General features: G+C 74.1%; 13 protein-coding genes. 8 read left to right on the top strand and 5 right to left on the bottom strand.

Annotation, left to right across the window (positions count from 1 at the left end):
- Position 1 precedes the first annotated feature (1 nt).
- Genes NFX44_RS07090 through NFX44_RS07070 form a run of 5 tightly spaced genes read left to right on the top strand, consistent with a single transcriptional unit; the run spans position 2 to position 7,714 of the window.
- On the top strand, positions 2-3,445 hold the full coding sequence (locus NFX44_RS07090) for an ATP-binding protein (protein WP_262282697.1): 3,444 nt from the start codon (positions 2-4) through the stop codon (positions 3,443-3,445).
- Between the two features lies 1 nt (position 3,446).
- On the top strand, positions 3,447-5,381 hold the full coding sequence (locus NFX44_RS07085; RefSeq protein WP_262282696.1) for an MFS transporter: 1,935 nt from the start codon (positions 3,447-3,449) through the stop codon (positions 5,379-5,381).
- Positions 5,378-5,938 (top strand): hypothetical protein, encoded by a 561-nt coding sequence (locus tag NFX44_RS07080; protein WP_262282695.1) that lies wholly within the window; start codon positions 5,378-5,380, stop codon positions 5,936-5,938. Before NFX44_RS07085 ends, NFX44_RS07080 begins: the two co-directional genes overlap by 4 nt.
- Complete coding sequence (locus tag NFX44_RS07075; protein ID WP_262282694.1) at positions 5,935-7,110, top strand: M23 family metallopeptidase; 1,176 nt, start codon at positions 5,935-5,937, stop codon at positions 7,108-7,110. Before NFX44_RS07080 ends, NFX44_RS07075 begins: the two co-directional genes overlap by 4 nt.
- A 13-nt stretch (positions 7,111-7,123) precedes the next feature.
- A complete protein-coding gene (locus NFX44_RS07070; RefSeq protein ID WP_262282693.1) occupies positions 7,124-7,714 on the top strand; it encodes a hypothetical protein in 591 nt (196 codons plus the stop codon).
- Positions 7,715-7,721: 7 nt separating this feature from the next.
- Here the strand turns inward: NFX44_RS07070 and NFX44_RS07065 are convergent, their stop codons facing one another.
- Complete coding sequence (locus NFX44_RS07065) at positions 7,722-8,282, bottom strand: hypothetical protein (protein ID WP_262283162.1); 561 nt, start codon at positions 8,280-8,282, stop codon at positions 7,722-7,724.
- Positions 8,283-8,539: 257 nt separating this feature from the next.
- On the opposite strand from NFX44_RS07065, the gene NFX44_RS07060 reads away from it, so the two are divergent.
- Together NFX44_RS07060 and NFX44_RS07055 are read left to right on the top strand one after the other, a co-directional pair.
- The gene (locus NFX44_RS07060) at positions 8,540-11,053 is read left to right on the top strand and encodes an FtsK/SpoIIIE domain-containing protein (RefSeq protein ID WP_262282692.1); all 2,514 of its coding nucleotides are present in this window, start codon (positions 8,540-8,542) and stop codon (positions 11,051-11,053) included.
- Positions 11,050-11,751: a hypothetical protein gene (locus tag NFX44_RS07055; protein ID WP_262282691.1), complete on the top strand. Its 702-nt coding sequence runs from the start codon at positions 11,050-11,052 to the stop codon at positions 11,749-11,751. The genes NFX44_RS07060 and NFX44_RS07055 overlap by 4 nt, the downstream gene beginning before the upstream one ends.
- A gap of 55 nt (positions 11,752-11,806) precedes the next feature.
- Here the strand turns inward: NFX44_RS07055 and folE are convergent, their stop codons facing one another.
- From folE to NFX44_RS07035, 4 genes are all read right to left on the bottom strand, one after another.
- The gene (folE, locus tag NFX44_RS07050) at positions 11,807-12,472 is read right to left on the bottom strand and encodes a GTP cyclohydrolase I FolE (RefSeq protein ID WP_262283161.1); all 666 of its coding nucleotides are present in this window, start codon (positions 12,470-12,472) and stop codon (positions 11,807-11,809) included.
- A gap of 35 nt (positions 12,473-12,507) precedes the next feature.
- A complete protein-coding gene (gene ftsH, locus NFX44_RS07045) occupies positions 12,508-14,517 on the bottom strand; it encodes an ATP-dependent zinc metalloprotease FtsH (protein ID WP_262282690.1) in 2,010 nt (669 codons plus the stop codon).
- 377 nt (positions 14,518-14,894) lie between these two features.
- A complete protein-coding gene (gene hpt / locus NFX44_RS07040; protein ID WP_262282689.1) occupies positions 14,895-15,470 on the bottom strand; it encodes a hypoxanthine phosphoribosyltransferase in 576 nt (191 codons plus the stop codon).
- Between the two features lie 99 nt (positions 15,471-15,569).
- Positions 15,570-15,707 carry a hypothetical protein gene (locus tag NFX44_RS07035; RefSeq protein ID WP_262282688.1) on the bottom strand — a complete coding sequence of 46 codons (138 nt, stop codon included), beginning with the start codon at positions 15,705-15,707 and terminating at the stop codon, positions 15,570-15,572.
- 150 nt (positions 15,708-15,857) lie between these two features.
- Here NFX44_RS07035 and NFX44_RS07030 point away from each other — a divergent pair, with 150 nt between their 5' ends.
- Positions 15,858-16,820, top strand: coding sequence for a GlxA family transcriptional regulator (locus NFX44_RS07030; RefSeq protein ID WP_262282687.1), 963 nt, complete (start codon positions 15,858-15,860; stop codon positions 16,818-16,820).
- Positions 16,821-16,945: the final 125 nt, after the last annotated feature.

Raw genomic sequence — 16,945 nt, 5'->3', positions numbered from 1 at the left:
CATGAGTCGCTCTTCCACGCCGGGATCCCCGGCCGGACGTCCGGCCGGGCCCTACGGTAACCGTGCGCGGTCGTTCGACTACCCACCGGACGAGGAGCTGGACGAGGCCACTCTCGACCCGGCCCTGGTGACCAGCCCCCAGCACGGTCGCGTCGGAGTCTTCCAGCCGCCCCGGCCGCTGGCTCCCCGCGGTGCCGAGCAGCGCGAGCCGGCGGTCGCCGACGGCGGCGACATCGACAGCCCCTTCCTCGACCTCTTCGGCGGCGCGCAGCCCCGGGTCCGCCGGCCCGCGAGCCCGCCCGCCGGCCCGCCCGTTCCGGTGGAGCCGGTGGTGGCGCCGCCCCGGCGCGGCGTCGGCCGTGAGCCGCTGCCCATCCCGCACCAGCACGCCGCCCCGGCCGAGCCGGCCCTTCCGGCCCCGCCCGCCGCCCCGATCGAGCCGGCCCTGCCGGCACCGCCCGCCGTGCCCGCCCTGCCCTCGGAGCCAACCACGGCCCTGCGGGAGGCGCCCGGCGTCCGCCCGGTGGGCCGGCCACGCGAAACGCCTGAGGCGGCCCGGCCGCCGGCGCACGCCGCGCCCGAGCAGCCCGCTCTTGAGCCGCCCGCCCGCACCCGGGTGCCGCACCAGGCCGGCGACCGGCTCCCGGCGCTCCGGTCCACCGTCGAGCCCGAGCCGGCCGAGTTCGAAAGGCCGGTCGAGCGCCCCGGCCGCCGGGCCGACCGGCGGGCGACCGAGCCGGCCCGTCCCGACGGGCGCGAGATGGCCACCGCCACGACCCGTGAGGTGACCCCGCCGCCCGGCCGGGAGGTGGCCCCGCCCCGGCAGCGGTCCCCGGAACGCGGCGGGAAGCCCGCCAAGCCGGTCCGGGTCCGGGCCCCGAAGATCAAGTTCGGCGATCGGGACCCCTCGGTCGAGCTGGCCATCACGGAGATCGCCGGCCACCTCACCTTCACCCCCAACACGGTCACCGCCTGGTACTGGCTGCCCGAGGTCCGCTGGGCGTTCCGCCCCGACGCCGAACGCGAGGCGTTGCTCTCGGCGATCTCCGAGCAGTACGCCGGCCTGGCCGGCTTCCGGCTGCACCTGCGCCGCACCACCCGACCGTTCCCGGCCGACGAGTGGGCCCGCACCATCGACGCGCACACCGCCGCGCCGCTGCCCGACGTGCCCGGCACCACCGGCTGGGCCGACCACCTGGTCGCCGCGCAGCGGCACCTCATGGCGGTCAACCACGCCGAGGGGCAGACCTACCTCGGCGTCACCTTCGCCCGCCGCTCGCTGGGCGACTCGCTCACCGAACGGCTGCTGCGCACCTTCGGCCGCGGCACCGCCGACGGCGAGCGGCGCCGGCTGGGCCGCACCGTCGAACAGTTCGACGAGGTGCTCGGAGCGTTCGGCATGCGCGGCCGCCGGGTCACCGCGCAGGAGCTGGAGTGGCTGCTCTACCGCTCGGTGGCGCTGTGCATGGCGCCGCCCGGCGTGCTGTCCCCGATCACCAACGGGCGGTGGGAACGCGGCGACCTGCTGGCCCTCACCGAGCAGGTCGAGCGCTACCGCACCCCGTACGGCTCGACGGTGAAGCTGGTCAACCGGATGACCGGCGAGGAGCGGCACGTGGCCGTGCTCGCGGTCGGCCGGATGGAGCCACTGGAGATCCCCGAGCGGCACGAGCCCTGGCTGCACTTCCACGAGCGGCTGCCGTGGCCCATGGAGCTCTCCACCCGGGTCGACATCCTCGGCCCGGGCGACTCCTTCCGGAACCTCGAACACCGGCTCCGGATGATCCGCTCCCAGCAACTCGACTACGCCGAGCACGGCATCGACGCGCCGCCCGAGCTGGAGCGGCTGGCCAAGCGGGCGCTGGTGATCGGCGACGAGATGACCACCGGCCTGCCGGTGGACTCGGCCCGCGCGCACGGCTGGCACCGGATCGCGGTCGGCGGCCGGACCCGCGAGGAGTGCCTGGAGCGGGCCCGCCGGCTCATCCAGCTCTACTCGCGCGAGCTGCGCATCTCGCTCCAGCACCCGAAGAACCAGGACTGGCTGGCCCGCGAGTTCATCCCCGGCGAGCCGATCGCCAACACCGGCTACGTCCGGCGGATGCCGGTCAACCTGCTCGCCGCCGCCCTGCCCCAGGCCGCCTCCACGGTCGGCGACCGGCGCGGCGACCTGATCGGGCGGACCGCCGGCACCTGCCGCCGCCCGGTCTTCCTCGACCTGCACTTCCCCATGGAGGTCCGCGAGCGCTCCGGCCTCGCCGTCTTCGTCGCCGAGCCGGGCGGTGGCAAGTCCACCCTGCTCGGCGCGCTCGGCTACCTGGCCGCCCGGCGCGGCGTGCAGGTGACCCTGCTCGACCCGTCCGGCCCACTCGCCCGGCTCTGCGCCATGCCCGAGCTCGCGCCGTACTCGCGGGTGCTCAACCTGACCGGCTCGGAGCAGGGCACCCTGGCGCCGTACGCGCTGATCCCCACGCCGCTGCGCAGCGAGTTCGGCGCCGGGGCGTCCGGCGACCGGGAATTCGAGATCGCGGTCTCCAACGCCCGCGCCGAGCGCCGGATGCTGGTGCAGGACATCTGCATGATGCTGGTGCCGCCGCAGGTGGCCCGGGAGGCGTCCACGGCCACCCTGTTCCGGCACGCCGTACGCCAGGTGCCGGCCGAGGAGACCTCCACCCTGGACGACGTGGTCGCCTGCCTGCAGGGGCTCGACGACGACGCCGGCCGGGAGCTGGCCAACCTGCTCCTCGACACCGCCGAGATGCCGCTGGCCATGCTCTTCTTCGGCCGGCCACCGGAGGGGCTGCTCGGCGCCGACGCGGCGCTCACCGTGATCACCATGGCCGGGCTCCGGCTGCCCGACCTCAAGATCGAGCGAGAATACTGGTCGGCCGAGGAGGCCCTGGCCCTGCCGATGCTGCACACCGCGCACCGGCTGGCCGTCCGCCGCTGCTACGGCGGCTCGATGTCCTCCCGCAAGCTGGTCGGCCTGGACGAGGCGCACTTCATGGAGGGCTGGCGCTCCGGCCGGTCGTTCCTGGTCCGCCTGGCCCGCGACTCCCGCAAGTGGAACCTCGCCGCGCTGGTCGCATCGCAGAACCCGAAGGACATCCTCGGGCTCGACGTGCAGAACCTGGTCTCCACCGTCTTCGTCGGCCGCATCGCCGAGGACACCGAGATCGCCTCCGAGGCGCTGCGCCTGCTCCGGGTGCCGGTCAACGACGGCTACGAGGCCACCCTCGCCTCGCTGTCGCAGGCCGACAGCGGCTCGGCCGCCCGGCTCGGCTTCCGCGAGTTCGTCATGCGCGACGTCGACGGTCGCGTGCAGAAGGTCCGGGTCGACGTGTCGTACGTCGACGGGCTGCTCGACCACCTGGACACCACCCCCGCCGCGGTCGCCCAGGCCGCCGGGCAGCTGCCGACCGTCCTGGCTGATCTGGAGGCGTGACATGGCGAGGGCCCGGGCACGGATCGCGGCGCTCCTCCTCGCACTCGGCCTGTTGGCCGGGGCCACCATCTCCTGGCCGCTGGTCGGGGCGACACCCGCGTACGCCGCCGCGCCGACCGCCCAGGCCCGGGCCGAGCTGTGCAGCACCAAGCAGTGGCAGGCCGACTTCCGCGCCTGCGTCGCCAAGCTCAAGGCGGTCAGCGAGGACCAGGTCGAGTGCCGCAACGCACCGGTGCCCGGGGCGCCGGACTCCGGTCTGGCCGGCTGGTTCGCCTCCCGTCCCGACTCCGCCAAGCAGCCCGGCCCCAAGGGCCTCTACAGCGACTACGGGTACGCCGGATACAGCTACACGACGTACGACGTCGACGGCGGCTGCGCCTCCTCGGTGCTGCATCCGGACTACCGCTTCACCACCATGGTCGCGAACGGCGAGTTCATGTTCGCCAACGCGATCATCGGGGCGTCCAACGCGCTTCGCGAACGTGCCTGGGACCCGCGGACGATGTGGCGCTGGGCCGACCCGCTGGTGGAGCAGGCCACCAAGGCCGTCTACCAGAAGGTGTTCAGCGTCTTCGGCATCATCACCATCTGTGTGGTCGGCCTCTACCTGCTGTGGCGCTCGCGCCAGTCGGACATGAGCAACGCCATGACCACGGCCGGCTGGGCGATCCTGGTGATGGTGGCGGTGACCGCCCTGGCCGCCTGGCCGGTCAAGTCGGCGAACATCGCCGACAGCACCCTGATCACCACCCTCGGCGTGGTGCACGACGCCGTCGGCCCGGCTTCCCGGGACACGCCACCGGGCCAGTGCGATGATCCGAACCCCGCGGCGTGCAAGGACCACCGACCGCCGGCCGTGCGGGCCAGCGACACGGCGACTGAGACGATGCTCTACCGCAACTGGTTGCGCGGAGTGCTCGGCTCCGCCGACAGCGAGACCGCCAAGAAGTACGGCCCGGCGCTCTATGACGCCAAGTCGCTGACCTGGGATGAAGCCGAGTCGATCCGCGCGAACCCCGCAACCCGTGATGTGGTCATCAAGGCCAAGCAGCAGCAGTGGGCCCGGGTGGCCGAGCAGATCAAGTCGGAAGATCCGGAGGCGTACGAGTACCTCCAGGGCGTCCGGGACATGGACCGGATCGGGGCCGGGTTCATCGCGGTGCTGGCCTCGCTGCTCTTCGCGATGTTCGACCTGACCGCCTCGGTGCTGGTGCTGCTCGGCTTCCTGATCTTCCGGTGGGCGGTGATCGCCGCGCCGATCCTGGGCACGGTCGGGCTCATGCGCCCCGCGAGCGCCGGCCTCCGGCGCCTGGCCAATGCCGTGGTCGCCGCGGTGTTCAACATCGCCATCTTCGGCACCGGCGCGGCCATCTACCTGTTCGCCGTCGATCTGATCATGAACACGCCCACCCTGCCCGGCTGGCTCCAGGTGGTCCTGGTCTGGCTCTGCGGCGTGGTGGGCTGGCTGCTGCTCCGCCCGTACCGGCGGATCACGCAGCTCGGCGGCAAGGACAGCAGCGAGGCGGTCAGCTCGGCCGGGTCCTGGCACCGGCGGTTCTTCCGGGACATGCGCATCGCGGCCCGCCTGGACGTGGCCGAGCCCGGTGGCACCGCCGAGCCGGCGATGGGCCGGCGGCGCGCCGTGACCGCCGAACAGCGCAGCCTGCGGCCGGAGGCCCGGCACGAGGACCCGGCGCACACCGTCCGGGTGGTCGAACGGGAACGGCCCGACGGACGGGACGGGCCCGAGGACGCCCCGCCGGCCGAGCGCGGCTCGGGCCGCACGGCCGCGCCCCGGCAGCGCCGCGGGTCGGCGGGCTGGACCGGGCCGGACGTGCCCGAGGAGGCGCCCTCCTTCGCCGTCTACCGGCCGGACTCGGCCGAGCGCGCCCCGGCGCCGAAGCCGGCACCGCGGATCCGCTCCGAGGCACGGTGAGACCGGTGCGACGGGCACTGGAATTCCTCGTCACCCGGGTCCTGCGCTCCCGGCTCGGTGTCGCGCTGGTGATCGCCGTCCTGGTCTTCGGCGTGATCGGCGCGGCCCGGCTGGTCTCCGGCCCGGTCGACCCGACCCTCGGTCTGAGCACCCGCCCGAGCCAGCCGATCAGCACGGTGGACCCGCATGCCGGTGACGACGGGGTCCTGTCGAGCCCGCCCGCGGCGGTCTCGCCGAAGACCCGACCGGGCGAGGCCACCCCGGAGCAGACCGCGAGCCGGTTCACCACCGCGTGGCTGACCGGTCCGGGCAGCAGCGGCGAGACGTGGCAGTCGCGCCTGCGACCGCTCTCCACGCCCGCCCTCCTCGACAAGATGACCGGCGCCGACCCGGAGAGCGTGCCCGCCAGCCGGGTGGCCGGCGCGGTCACCCTCCGGCCTCGGACGGAGTCCTTCGTGGAGGCGCTGGTCCCCCTCGACGACGGCCGGCTCCGGCTCGAACTGGTGGCCACCGACGGCCGGTGGCTCGTGGACGCGGTCGACTGGGAGCGGCAGTGAACGCCACGCCGGGCGTCACCGCGCCGGTCCGCCGCAAGCTGCGGGTCGGCGTGCTGCTCACCGCGGTCACCACGGTGCTCACCCTGCTCTGCTGCGTCGGCGGCGCGGGCGCGTTCCTCCTCACCGAACTAGGCGGCGACCAGAAGGACGGGGTGCTCGCCGGCCTGAACTGCGACCCGGCCTATCAGGTCAACCTCACCGGGGACATGCCGCGCTTCACCGAGTACGGCGACGCCCAGCTCCGCAACGCCGCCGTCATCATCAAGGTCGGCCAGGACATGAAGGTGCCCGCCCGCGGCTGGGTGATCGCGCTGGCCACCGCGATGCAGGAATCCGCGCTGCGCAACCTCGCCAACAGCACCGTGCCGGCGTCGCTGGCCCTGCCGCACGAGGGCGTCGGCGCCGACCACGACTCACTGGGCCTGTTCCAGCAGCGGCCCGGCTGGGGCAGCGTCGAACAGCGGATGACGCCCTCGTACACGGCGCGGAAGTTCTACGAGAAGATGGTCAGGGTGCGGAACTGGCAGGACCGGCCGCTGACCGTGGTGGCGCAGCGGGTGCAGGTCAGCGCCTTCCCGGACGCCTACGCCAAGCACGAGGACCTGGCGGGCCGGATCGTGGACGCGCTCGCCGGCGGGGCCGCCCGGACCGTCGAGATCGCCGGCAAGGCGGTCTGCGACGCCGCCGCCGGCGCACGGATCGCCGCCTCGGGCTGGACCGCGCCGCTGCCCGGCGGGGTGGTCTCCGGCTTCCGCACCACCCAGCGGCCCAGCCACAACGGCGTCGATCTCGCCGCCGACAAGCGCACCGAAATCCATGCCGCCTCCACGGGGCGGGTGCTGGTGGCCCGCTGCGACCCCGACCACTCCGGGAAGCGCGACTGCGACCGCGACGGTTGGCCGGGCAAGGGCGGCTGCGGCTGGTTCGTGGACATCCTGCACGCCGGTGGGTACGTCACCCGCTACTGCCACATGATCGAGCGCCCCCGGGTGGTCCCGGGCCAGTTCGTGGAGGCGGGGGAGGTGATCGGGCTCTCCGGCACCAGCGGCAACTCCTCCGGCCCCCACCTGCACTTCGAGGTGCATGTGGACAGCGACCGCTCCAGCCGGGGGGCGATCAATCCGGTGCCGTTCATGCGCGAGCGTGGCGCCCCGGTGGACGGGACCTCGTGAGGCGCACCGGCACATGAGCAACCCGCTGCCCGACCCTTTCGCGGACCGGCCCGACTGGGCCCCGCAGCCGCCCCGCCCGGTCGAGGTCGTCCCGGCCACCGGCCGGATCGAGTTGCGCGGCCGCCGCGTGCTGGTCGGCCTGCCCGGCCTCGGTTGGCGCGGTGACCTGCGCGCCGACGAGCGGGTCGTGCAGGGCAGCCGGACCTACGTGCCGGTCATCCCCGAGCACGAGTGGTACCGCGCCGAGTCCGAGCAGGTGGAGGTCTTCGCCCCGCTGGTCCCGGTGGAGCGGGTCTGGGTGGAGACCGTCGGCGAGCGGCGACCGCCGGCCGAGTCGGGCATCCGGCTGGTCTCGCTCGACGTGCCCACCCGGCGCCCGCCGACTCCGGTGTTCGAGGCGGACGCGGTCACGGGTCGGCGCGTGGTGCACGTGGCCGGGTCGACCGAGCAGCGCGACCTGCGCGCGGTCACCGAGACCTACTCCGGCGCGGACGGGGACATCTGCGTCCGGGTGGCCCCGGAACTGGAGTGGTACCGGTGGGCCTGGCGCGGCCAGGCGCCCACCACCTTGGAGGTCCCGGTGCACCTGCTCTGGCTTGAGTGACTGTCGCTCAACCGATCTTGCTGCCCCCACAGACTCGCCAGCCGTCGCTATTCACGACATGGAACCGCCAGACCTCCCGGCGGCTGCTCCGCGGCTGCCCGTCCGACGAGCTTGAGATCGCGAGCGTCGTCGTCACCGACTCGCCGTCCCCTTCCTTTGCGCGGGTGAGCGGGCCCCAACTCAGTTTGATGACAACATCGAAGTTGGCCTCACGTTGCTCTAGCTCAGCCCGAAGTGCCCGGACTGCGTCCAGATCCGCACCGGATTTACAGGCATACTCCTGCGCCTTCGTGTCGTCACGATCGATCAAGAAGGCTTGGATGTAGTTGGCCACCACCACGTCCGGGGCGCTACGGTCGGGCGCGGTGGCGCGGTCGTACAGCACGAACCCGACGATGCCGCCGCCCGCGCAGACCAGTGCCAGCACCCCGGCGACCACGGTGAGCACGGTCCGCAGCCGCCGCCTGGGCGGTACCGGCGCCGGAGCGGGCGCGAGCGGCGCCGACTGCTCCGGCGGGGTCCGCTGCGCCGGTACGCGGGAGACCTGGGAACCGGCGGGGGGCTGCACTGATTCCACCTCCTGAGGCTATCGGCTGCGCGCCGCGTACCCAATGCCTCAGAACTGGCGGATCTGCGGCATGGTTCGGCCTCCGCCCCGCCCGGCGCCGCTCCGTCCGGATGAAGGCCGTGGCGGATCGCTGGCGGGTGAGGCTGCTCACCGCGGAGCCGGGCACCGCGCCGACCGACATCCCGGAGGACGGCCGCCGGCTGGGATACCGTCACCACCGGGGAGGAGATGTCGGCCTCGGGAAGAGAGGTGGACGGGTGGCGAGTCCGAAGGCGCGCGCCGGCCGGGCCGCCGCGCTGCACCGCAGGGCCGAGGCCACCGCGACCGCGGCGGCCGGGATCCTCGACGAGATCCGGCCCGCCCCCGCCGACCACCACCGGCAGTACGAGCTGGCCGAGCGGCTCCGCGCCGCGGCGGCGGTCGCCGCGCCGGGTTGGGCCGGCGACCCGCTGGAGACGCTGGCCCCGACGGCCCCGCCCGGGGACGGTCCACCCGCGCTCGTCCGGGTGGGCGCCGCGGCGCCGCTGGACGACGCCCGGTTCCCCGCGCTGGTGCCGCTGCTCGGCAGTGGACACCTGGGCATCGACGCCGACGCCGGCGATCCCCGCGTGGCCGGGCTGCTCCGGGCCCTGCTGCTGCGGCTGTTCGCGGCCAGTCCGGCCGGCGCCCTGCTGGCCCGCGCGGTCGACGGCGCCCCGGGCGACACCTTCGCCGGTTACGCGGCGCTCGCCGACGCGGGTCTGCTGCCGCCGCCCGCCACCGACCTGGCCGGGCTCCGGGCGGTGCTGGCCGAGGCCGAGCAGTGGGTGGCCGCCGGCACCGCCCGCCAGCGCGGGCACGACCGCACCCTGCTGCTCATGGTGGCCGCCCTGCCCGACGGGGCCGCACCGTCCGATCTCGACCGGCTCGCCGAGCTGGCCGCCCAGGGTCCCCGGGCCGGGCTGCACCTCGTGGTGGCCGGCTGGCCCGCCGGGGTGCCGCTGCCGCAGGCCACTCCGCTCGCGGTGCGCACCGCGTACGCGCTGGTCGGCGACCCACCCGCCGCCGGGTTCAGCAGCCCGGGGGCGGAGTCGCCGGGTGGGTTGAACTGCCCGGTCTTCCTCGACGAGGATCCGCCCGCCGAGCTGGTCACCGGCGTGTGCCGGCGGCTGGCCCGGCAGATCGAGGACGGCTCCCGCCTGGCCCTCACCGACCTGCTGCCCGAGGGCGACCTCTGGGCGGAGGGTTCGGTCGACGGGCTCACCACGACGGTCGGTGACGCCGCCGGCCGGCCGGTCAGCCTGGGCTTCACCGAGTTGACCCCGCACTGGCTGGTCAGTGGCCGCTCACAGGCCGGGCGGTCGGCGTTCCTCACCGACGCGCTGTTCGGCCTGGCGGCCCGTTACGGCCCGGACGAGCTGGTCCTCTACCTGGCCGACCTCGACGACGGCGAGTCCTTCGTGGAGTTCCTCCAGACCGAGCGGGACCGGTCCTGGGTGCCGCAGGTCCGGGCCGCCGGGATGGCCGCCGACCGCGAGTACGTGGCGGACCTGCTCGGCGAGCTGGAGGCCGAGCTGCACCGCCGGGAGGAGGCGGCCCGGCGGGCCGGCGGGCAGCGCTACGCCGAGCTGCGCCAGCACCAGTCCCTCCCCCGGATCGTCTGTGTGATCGACAACTTCCCGCTGCTGCTGCGCGAGCGGGACCGGCTCGCCGCCGACCTGCTGGCCCGGCTCGACGGGCTGGCCCGCGCCGCCCGGTCGTACGGGATCCACCTGGTCCTGGCCGGCGAGGGCGACCTCGGCATCGGCGGCCCGCGCGACCCGCTGCTCGGCCAGTTCCCGGTCCGGGTGGCGCTGCCGGGCGGGTCGGCCGTCCTGGAGCCGACCAACGACTCGGCCGCCGGCCTGCCGGTGGGCACCGCCGTGGTGAACACGGCCGGCGGGCTGGGCGGCCCGCGGGGCGCGACCCGGGGTCACGAGCGGATGATCCGGTTCCCCGATCCGCACGAGGACCCGGCGGTCCTCGCGGACCTGCGGCACCGGCTCTGGTCGGCCCGGCCCGAGGGGGCCGCCCCGCCGGTGGTCTTCGCCGGGTTCGCCCGCCCGCTGCTCGCCAACGATCCCCGGCACCGGGCCGCGCTGGCCGGCCGGGCGCACGCCCCGGCCGCGCTGCTCGGCCGGGCGGTGGACGTCCGGCGCTCCACGGTGGCCGTGCCGCTCGGGCCGGCCGCCGGCCGGAACCTCGCGGTGCTGGGCCGGGACGAGGAGGCCGAGCGGCTGCTGGTCACGGCGGTGCGCAGCGCGGCGGCGGCCCACCCCGGCGCGGCGCGGTTCGTGCTGGCGCCGCTGGCCAACGGGTCGGCCGAGCCGGCCGGCGTCCTCGCCGCCGAGCTGGCCGGCCGGCACCGGGTGGAGACGGTGGACGTGACCGGGCTGCGGGCGGCGATGGCCGCCGACGAACCCGGCTACCTGGTGGTGTTCGGGCTCGACGTGCCGGACGCGACCGAACTGCCGCCCGAGCTGCTGCGCGCGCTGCTGCTGGAGGGGCCGCCGGCCGGCCGGCACCTGCTCGGCTGGTGGCGGACGGTGGCGCCGCTGGCCGGGCTGCTCGGCCCGGAGGGCGAGGTGGACAAGCTGACCGCCGTGGTGGTCACCGACGTGCCGGGCGGCCGGCTGGAGCAGCTCTTCGACCGGCCGGTGCTCTGGCGGCCCCGGCCGGGCCGGGCGGTCCTCTGGGACGGCCCGGGCGAGCAGGGCACGGTGCTGGTCCCGTTCGGGGAGGACGCCCCATGAGTGAGACCGGCACGGCGGTGCCCGCGCCCCGGTCCGGCGGCCCGACGGTCGACCTGGACCCGGCCGGTGCGGCCTGGGCGGACTACGTGGCGGCCGCCCGGCAGCTCGACGGCGTGCGCCGGGCCGCGGCGACCGCGGCCGGCGAGCAGGCCCGGTCCGTGGCGGCCGCCCGGGAGGAGCTGACCGCGGTCCGGGAGCGGCTCGCCCCGCAGCAGTCCCGGCTGCGGGAGCTGGGCGTCCCGGCGATCTCGCTGGTGCCGACGCCCCCGGAGGTGTCGGAGGCGGCCCGGTCGATGGCGGCCGGTCCCGCGGCTGTGCTGGCGGCCCTGCGGACCGCCCGGGGCTGGGCGGACGCGGCGGACGACAGCCTCGCCGCGCGGGGTCTGCCCCGGCTGGCCCGCTGGCCGGCGTATCCGCGCAACCTGCTGGTCTACGGGCCGCTGGCGCTGGTGGTGCCGCTCATCCAGCTCACGCTGCTCCTCGTCGCCGGCACCGGCCCGGTGACGGTGGTCGCCCTGGTGGTGGGGCTGCCGCTGCCGGCGGTCGCGTTCATGCTGGGCTGGCTGGCCGTGGGGCGGCTGTTCCGGCCCCGCCCGGCCGACCGGGTGGATCGGACGCCTCGCTTCGGCGCGCTGGTCTGCCTGGTCCCGGCGGTGCTGACCACGGCTGTCCTGCTGCTGGCCATGCTGGCCGGCTGACTCCGGACACGCCACCGGGCCCCTCCCGTGGGGGAAGGGCCCGGTGGCGGTGCGGTCAGCGCGGGATGATCAGGGCCATCGCCTCGGCGCGCGACTTGGCGTCGTGCTGGAGGGTGCCCCGGACCGCCGAGGTGATCGTCTTGGCGCCGGATTTCTGGATGCCGCGCATCGCCATGCACATGTGCTCGCACTCGAGCACCACCACGACGCCGCGCGGTGCCAGCTTGTTCATGAGCAGATCGGCGATCTGTGAGGTGAGCCGCTCCTGCACCTGCGGGCGACGGGCGAACACCTCGACGAGCCGGGCCAGCTTGGACAGGCCGGTGATCCGGCCGTCCGGCCCCGGGATGTAGCCGATGTGCGCGCTGCCCCGGAACGGCAGCAGGTGGTGCTCGCAGAGGCTCATCACGTCGATGTCCCGGACGAGCACCAACTCCTCGTGGTTGGCCTCGAAGGTGGTGCTGAGCACCTGCGCCGGGTCCACCCGCAGGCCCGCGAAGAGCTCCGCGTACGCGCGGGCCACCCGGGCCGGCGTCTGCCGGAGGCCGTCCCGGTCCGGGTCCTCACCGACCGCGATCAGGATCTCCCGGACCGCCTTCTCGATGCGGGCCAGGTCGACGCTCTCCTCCACGGGCCGCCCGGTCAGCTTCCCGCTGATCAGGCGCGCGGCGACGTAGTCGAGCGCGTCGTCCCCGTCGGGCTCGGTCGCGGAGACGGCCAGCTCCCGGTCGGGGGAGCTGGCCGTCGGGTCGGTGGTCAGTGGGTACCGTCCGAGTTGTTCGAGGGAGCCCCACCGACCGAGGCGCCGTCGGCCTGGGCCTGCGCCTTGAGGGTCTCCTTCTCCGCGGGCGTGAGCACGGGCGGCTCGGTGGAGGGCTGACGCTTGCCGAAGCCGTGGTACGGGGCCATCGGCGGGCGCTTCGCCACCCGGGCGCAGATCCGGGCCATGTCGGCCGTGGAGAGGGTTTCCTTCTCCATCAGCTCGAGCACGATGTTGTCCAGGACGTCCCGGTATTCCACCAGGATCTCCCAGGCCTCGTCGTGGGCCAGCTCGATCAGCGCCCGCATCTCGCCGTCGATCTCGGCGGCCACCGCGTCCGAGTAGTCCCGCTCGTGGCCCATGTTCCGGCCGAGGAACGGCTCGTCACCGCTGGTGCCGTACTTGATCGCACCGAGCTTGGAGCTCATGCCGTACTGCGTGATCATCGCGCGGGCCAGCTGGGTGGCCTTCTCGATGTCGTTGCCGGCGCCGGTGGTGGGCTCGTGGAAGACCAGCTCCTCGGCGGCCCGGCCACCCAGCGCGTACGCCAGAGTGTCGATCATCTCGGCCCGGGTCTGCGTGTACTTGTCCTCGGTCGGCAGGACCAGGGTGTGGCCCAGCGACCGGCCCCGGGACAGGATGGTCACCTTGTGCACCGGCGCGGCGTGCGGCAGCGCCCAGGCGACCAGCGCGTGCCCACCCTCGTGGTACGCGGTGATCTTCTTCTCCTGGTCGCTCATCACCCGGGTCCGGCGCTGCGGACCGGCGATCACCCGGTCGATCGACTCCTCCAGGGAGTCGTTGGTGATCGCCCGCTGGTCCTTGCGGGCGGTGAGCAGCGCGGACTCGTTGATCACGTTGGCCAGGTCGGCGCCGCTGAAGCCGGGGGTGCGCCGGGCGACCGAGTCGAGGTCGACGTCGGGCGTGAACGGCTTGCCCTTGGCGTGCACCCGCAGGATGGCCTTGCGGCCCTCCATGTCGGGAGCGTCGACCGGGATCTGCCGGTCGAAGCGCCCCGGGCGCAGCAGCGCCGGGTCGAGGATGTCCGGCCGGTTGGTGGCGGCGATCAGGATGACGCCGCCCTTGGTGTCGAAGCCGTCCATCTCGACCAGCAGCTGGTTGAGGGTCTGCTCCCGCTCGTCGTGGCCGCCGCCCATGCCGGCACCACGGTGCCGGCCGACCGCGTCGATCTCGTCGACGAAGACGATCGCCGGCGCGTTCGACTTGGCCTGCTCGAAGAGGTCGCGGACCCGGCTGGCGCCGACACCGACGAACATCTCCACGAAGTCCGAGCCGGAGATGGAGTAGAACGGCACGCCGGCCTCGCCGGCGACCGCGCGGGCAAGCAGGGTCTTACCGGTACCGGGCGGCCCGAAGAGCAGCACACCCTTCGGGATCTTGGCGCCCAGGGCCTGGTACTTCGCGGGGTTCTGCAGGAAGTCCTTGATCTCGTGCAGTTCCTCGACGGCCTCGTCCGCCCCGGCCACGTCCGCGAAGGTCGTCTTCGGCGTGTCCTTGGTGATCATCTTCGCCTTGGACTTGCCGAAGTTGAGCACCCGCGAGCCGCCGCCCTGCATCTGCGACATGAAGAACAGCAGCAGGAGCACGAGCAGCGCGATGGGCAGGAGGTTGACCAGCAGGCTCACCCAGATGCTGTCCGAGGAGACCTTGGTGTCGGCCGGGCCGGTGACCCGGTTGGCCGCCTTCGCGTCCAGGACCTCGTTCCAGACCTGACCGCCCACCTCGTAGGGGAACTGGGCCTCGATCCGGTCGGTCGTGGTGTCGCCGAACTTCGTCTTCTGGGCCAGGTCGAGCTGGAGCGTCTGCTCCTTGTCCTGGAAGACCGCCTTGTTGATCTTCGCGGTGTGGAGCTGGTCCAGCGCCACCGACGTGTCCACGCGGTGGTAGCTCGGGCCAGCCGTGAAAAGTTGACTGAGCACAACGGCGCCGAGGATGACCAGGATGATCCAGACCACCGGTCGGCGGAAGAAACGCGTACGTTCCATGCTGTTGTCGGGCGCCGAGGCGCCCGCATCCTCCTGATCGACGTCCTGACCGTCTGAATGGTGTCGCCGCCTCGGGCGGCGGCCGCAGCCGCCGTGCGGGCCGGCCCCGACCCCGGGGCGCCTCAACTGCCGCGCCACGGTCATTCGACGGTACACCGTTCGCGCCAGATGCGAGCTTGCGAGCCCGGCACTTACGCGTACGGCGAACCCGGGTTTGAGCCGGCGTGGCGGGGAGCTCCCCACCCGCCACCCGACCGCCCGGTCACGCGGTTCGAGGGGTCGGGCATGGAGGGTGCCTCCACGTCACCGGCCTCTACCGTAGACCGGAAGGCTGAGAGCCCGCTGAACGTCGGCTGACGACCAGCCGGGCGCCCGGGTCAGGCCCGGGCGTAGACCTCGGGCTTGAGCACCCCGACGTAGGGCACCTCGCGGTAGCGCTCACCGAAGTCGAGGCCGTAGCCGACCACGAATTCGGTCGGGATGTCGAAGCCGACGTACTTCACCGGGACCGGCACCTTGACCGCGTCCGGCTTGCGGAACAGGGCGACCACCTCGACGCTGGCCGCGGAGCGCGACTCCAGGTAGCGCAGCAGCCAGGAGAGGGTCAGACCGGAGTCGACGATGTCCTCCACGACCACGACGTGCCGGCCGGCGATGTCCCGGTCCAGGTCCTTGAGGATCCGCACCACGCCCGAGGAGGTGGTGCCCTGCCCGTACGAGGAGATGGCCATGAAGTCCAGCTCGGCGGGCGGGCCCTGGCGGCCCAGCGCGCGGGCGAAGTCGGCCATGAACATGACCGCGCCCTTGAGCACGCAGACCAGCAGGAGACCGTCCTCGACGTGGGCGTAGTCCGCCGAGACCTGCTTGGCCAGTTCCGCGGTCTTCTCGCGAATCTGCGCCTCGGAAATGATCACGTGGTCGATGTCGGCGTCGTACCAGGAGCCGTCAGCCATGCTCCTAGCCTGCCGTACGCCGGATGGCCTCCGTCGGCGGGGCCGCCCCTTTTGGCGCGGTCCCGCCGGGGATTGACGGCGCAGATGGAGCAAATCACCTCAGCAGGTGCCGGAGCGCCAGCGGCGCCCGTCCTCGGTCGGCTTCCAGTCGGCCGAGTCCCGGGTGTCGGCGGTCAGCCCGAAGGCGCTGGCGGCGACGAGGAGGAGCAGGAAGAGCAGGAGCAGCAGAACGGTCATGGCGGCGCTCGCTTTCGCGTGGTTGAGGTGGTTTTCGCCGCCGGTGCGCACCGGACACCATCGAGTCTGCGGGCCGCGGCTCCCGCCGGACAGTGGCAGGAATGCCAGCGGGCATCGATTTCCTGCCACCCGCAGGGTTACCCTCGTCACATGCTTCGATCCGTCGCCGTCATCGCCCTCGAAGAGGTCGCCGCGTTCGAACTCGGTGTCGTCGCCGAGGTGTTCGGCACCGACCGCACGGCCGACGGTTTCCCCGGCTACCGGTTCGACGTCTGCACGGTGGACGGCGGGCCCGTCCGCAGCCGGTCCGGCTTCCTGCTCACCCCGACCGCCGACCTGACCCCGGTCGAGGACGCCGACCTGGTGGCCGTGCCCGCCCACGGGGACGGGGCGACGGCGGTCCCCGAGCCGGTGCTGGCCGCGCTGCGCTGGGCCGCCGACCGGGGCGCCTGGCTGCTCAGCGTCTGCTCCGGGGCGTTCGTGCTCGGTGCGGCGGGCCTGCTCGACGGGCGCGACTGCACCACCCACTGGCGGCACGTCGACGACCTGCAGGAGCGGTTCCCGGCGGCCCGGGTGCACTGCAACTCGCTCTACGTGCAGGACGGTCGGCTGCTCACGAGCGCCGGCACCGCTGCCGGCATCGACGCCTGCCTGCACCTGGTCCGCCAGGCGCACGGCTCGGCAACGGCCACGCGGCTGGCCCGGCGGATGGTCGTCCCGCCGCACCGCGACGGCGGCCAGGCCCAGTACGTCGAGGCGCCCATCCCGAAGGCGCCCGAGGCGCCCACCCTGGAGCCGGTGCTGGAGTGGCTGATGGGGCACCTGGACCGGACGGTGACCGTGGACGAGCTTGCCGCCCGGGCCGGCATGGCGCCCCGCACCTTCGCCCGCCGCTTCCGGGCCGAGACCGGCACGACGCCGCACGACTGGCTGACCAACCAGCGGGTGCTGCTCGCGCGGCGGCTGCTGGAGGAGACCCGGCTGAGCGTGGAGAGCGTCGCCGACCAGGCCGGGTTCGGCGACGCGGCGGCGCTGCGACACCACTTCACCCGCCGGGTCGGCACCACCCCGCTCGCCTACCGGACCACGTTCCGGGAGCGGGTGGGCGCCTGATCACGAGTCCAGCACCGCGTCGTCGAACCGGGACTCCGACCCGGCCGTGTGGCCGCCGCCGGGCGCCCGCCCCGGGTCAGCGCCGACGGGGATCGGCCTGGGCTACCGCCACCTCGCCGAGCGGG

The sequence above is a fragment of the Micromonospora sp. MA102 genome (genome assembly GCF_025460765.1).
GTDB classification, from domain to species: domain Bacteria; phylum Actinomycetota; class Actinomycetes; order Mycobacteriales; family Micromonosporaceae; genus Micromonospora; species Micromonospora halotolerans.
Note: the sequence above shows the minus strand (reverse complement) of the source record. Positions and strands in the feature narration are given on the sequence as shown.

Bases quoted from the DNA above. Each gene is read 5' to 3' on its own strand.
- NFX44_RS07030 (WP_262282687.1), top strand. From the start codon at position 15,858: ATGCTTCGATCCGTCGCCGTCATCGCCCTCGAAGAGGTCGCCGCGTTC.
- NFX44_RS07070 (WP_262282693.1), top strand. From the start codon at position 7,124: ATGAGCAACCCGCTGCCCGACCCTTTCGCGGACCGGCCCGACTGGGCC.
- NFX44_RS07090 (WP_262282697.1), top strand. From the start codon at position 2: ATGAGTCGCTCTTCCACGCCGGGATCCCCGGCCGGACGTCCGGCCGGG.
- NFX44_RS07085 (WP_262282696.1), top strand. From the start codon at position 3,447: ATGGCGAGGGCCCGGGCACGGATCGCGGCGCTCCTCCTCGCACTCGGC.
- NFX44_RS07055 (WP_262282691.1), top strand. From the start codon at position 11,050: ATGAGTGAGACCGGCACGGCGGTGCCCGCGCCCCGGTCCGGCGGCCCG.
- hpt (WP_262282689.1), bottom strand. From the start codon at position 15,470: ATGGCTGACGGCTCCTGGTACGACGCCGACATCGACCACGTGATCATT.
- NFX44_RS07035 (WP_262282688.1), bottom strand. From the start codon at position 15,707: ATGACCGTTCTGCTGCTCCTGCTCTTCCTGCTCCTCCTCGTCGCCGCC.
- ftsH (WP_262282690.1), bottom strand. From the start codon at position 14,517: ATGGAACGTACGCGTTTCTTCCGCCGACCGGTGGTCTGGATCATCCTG.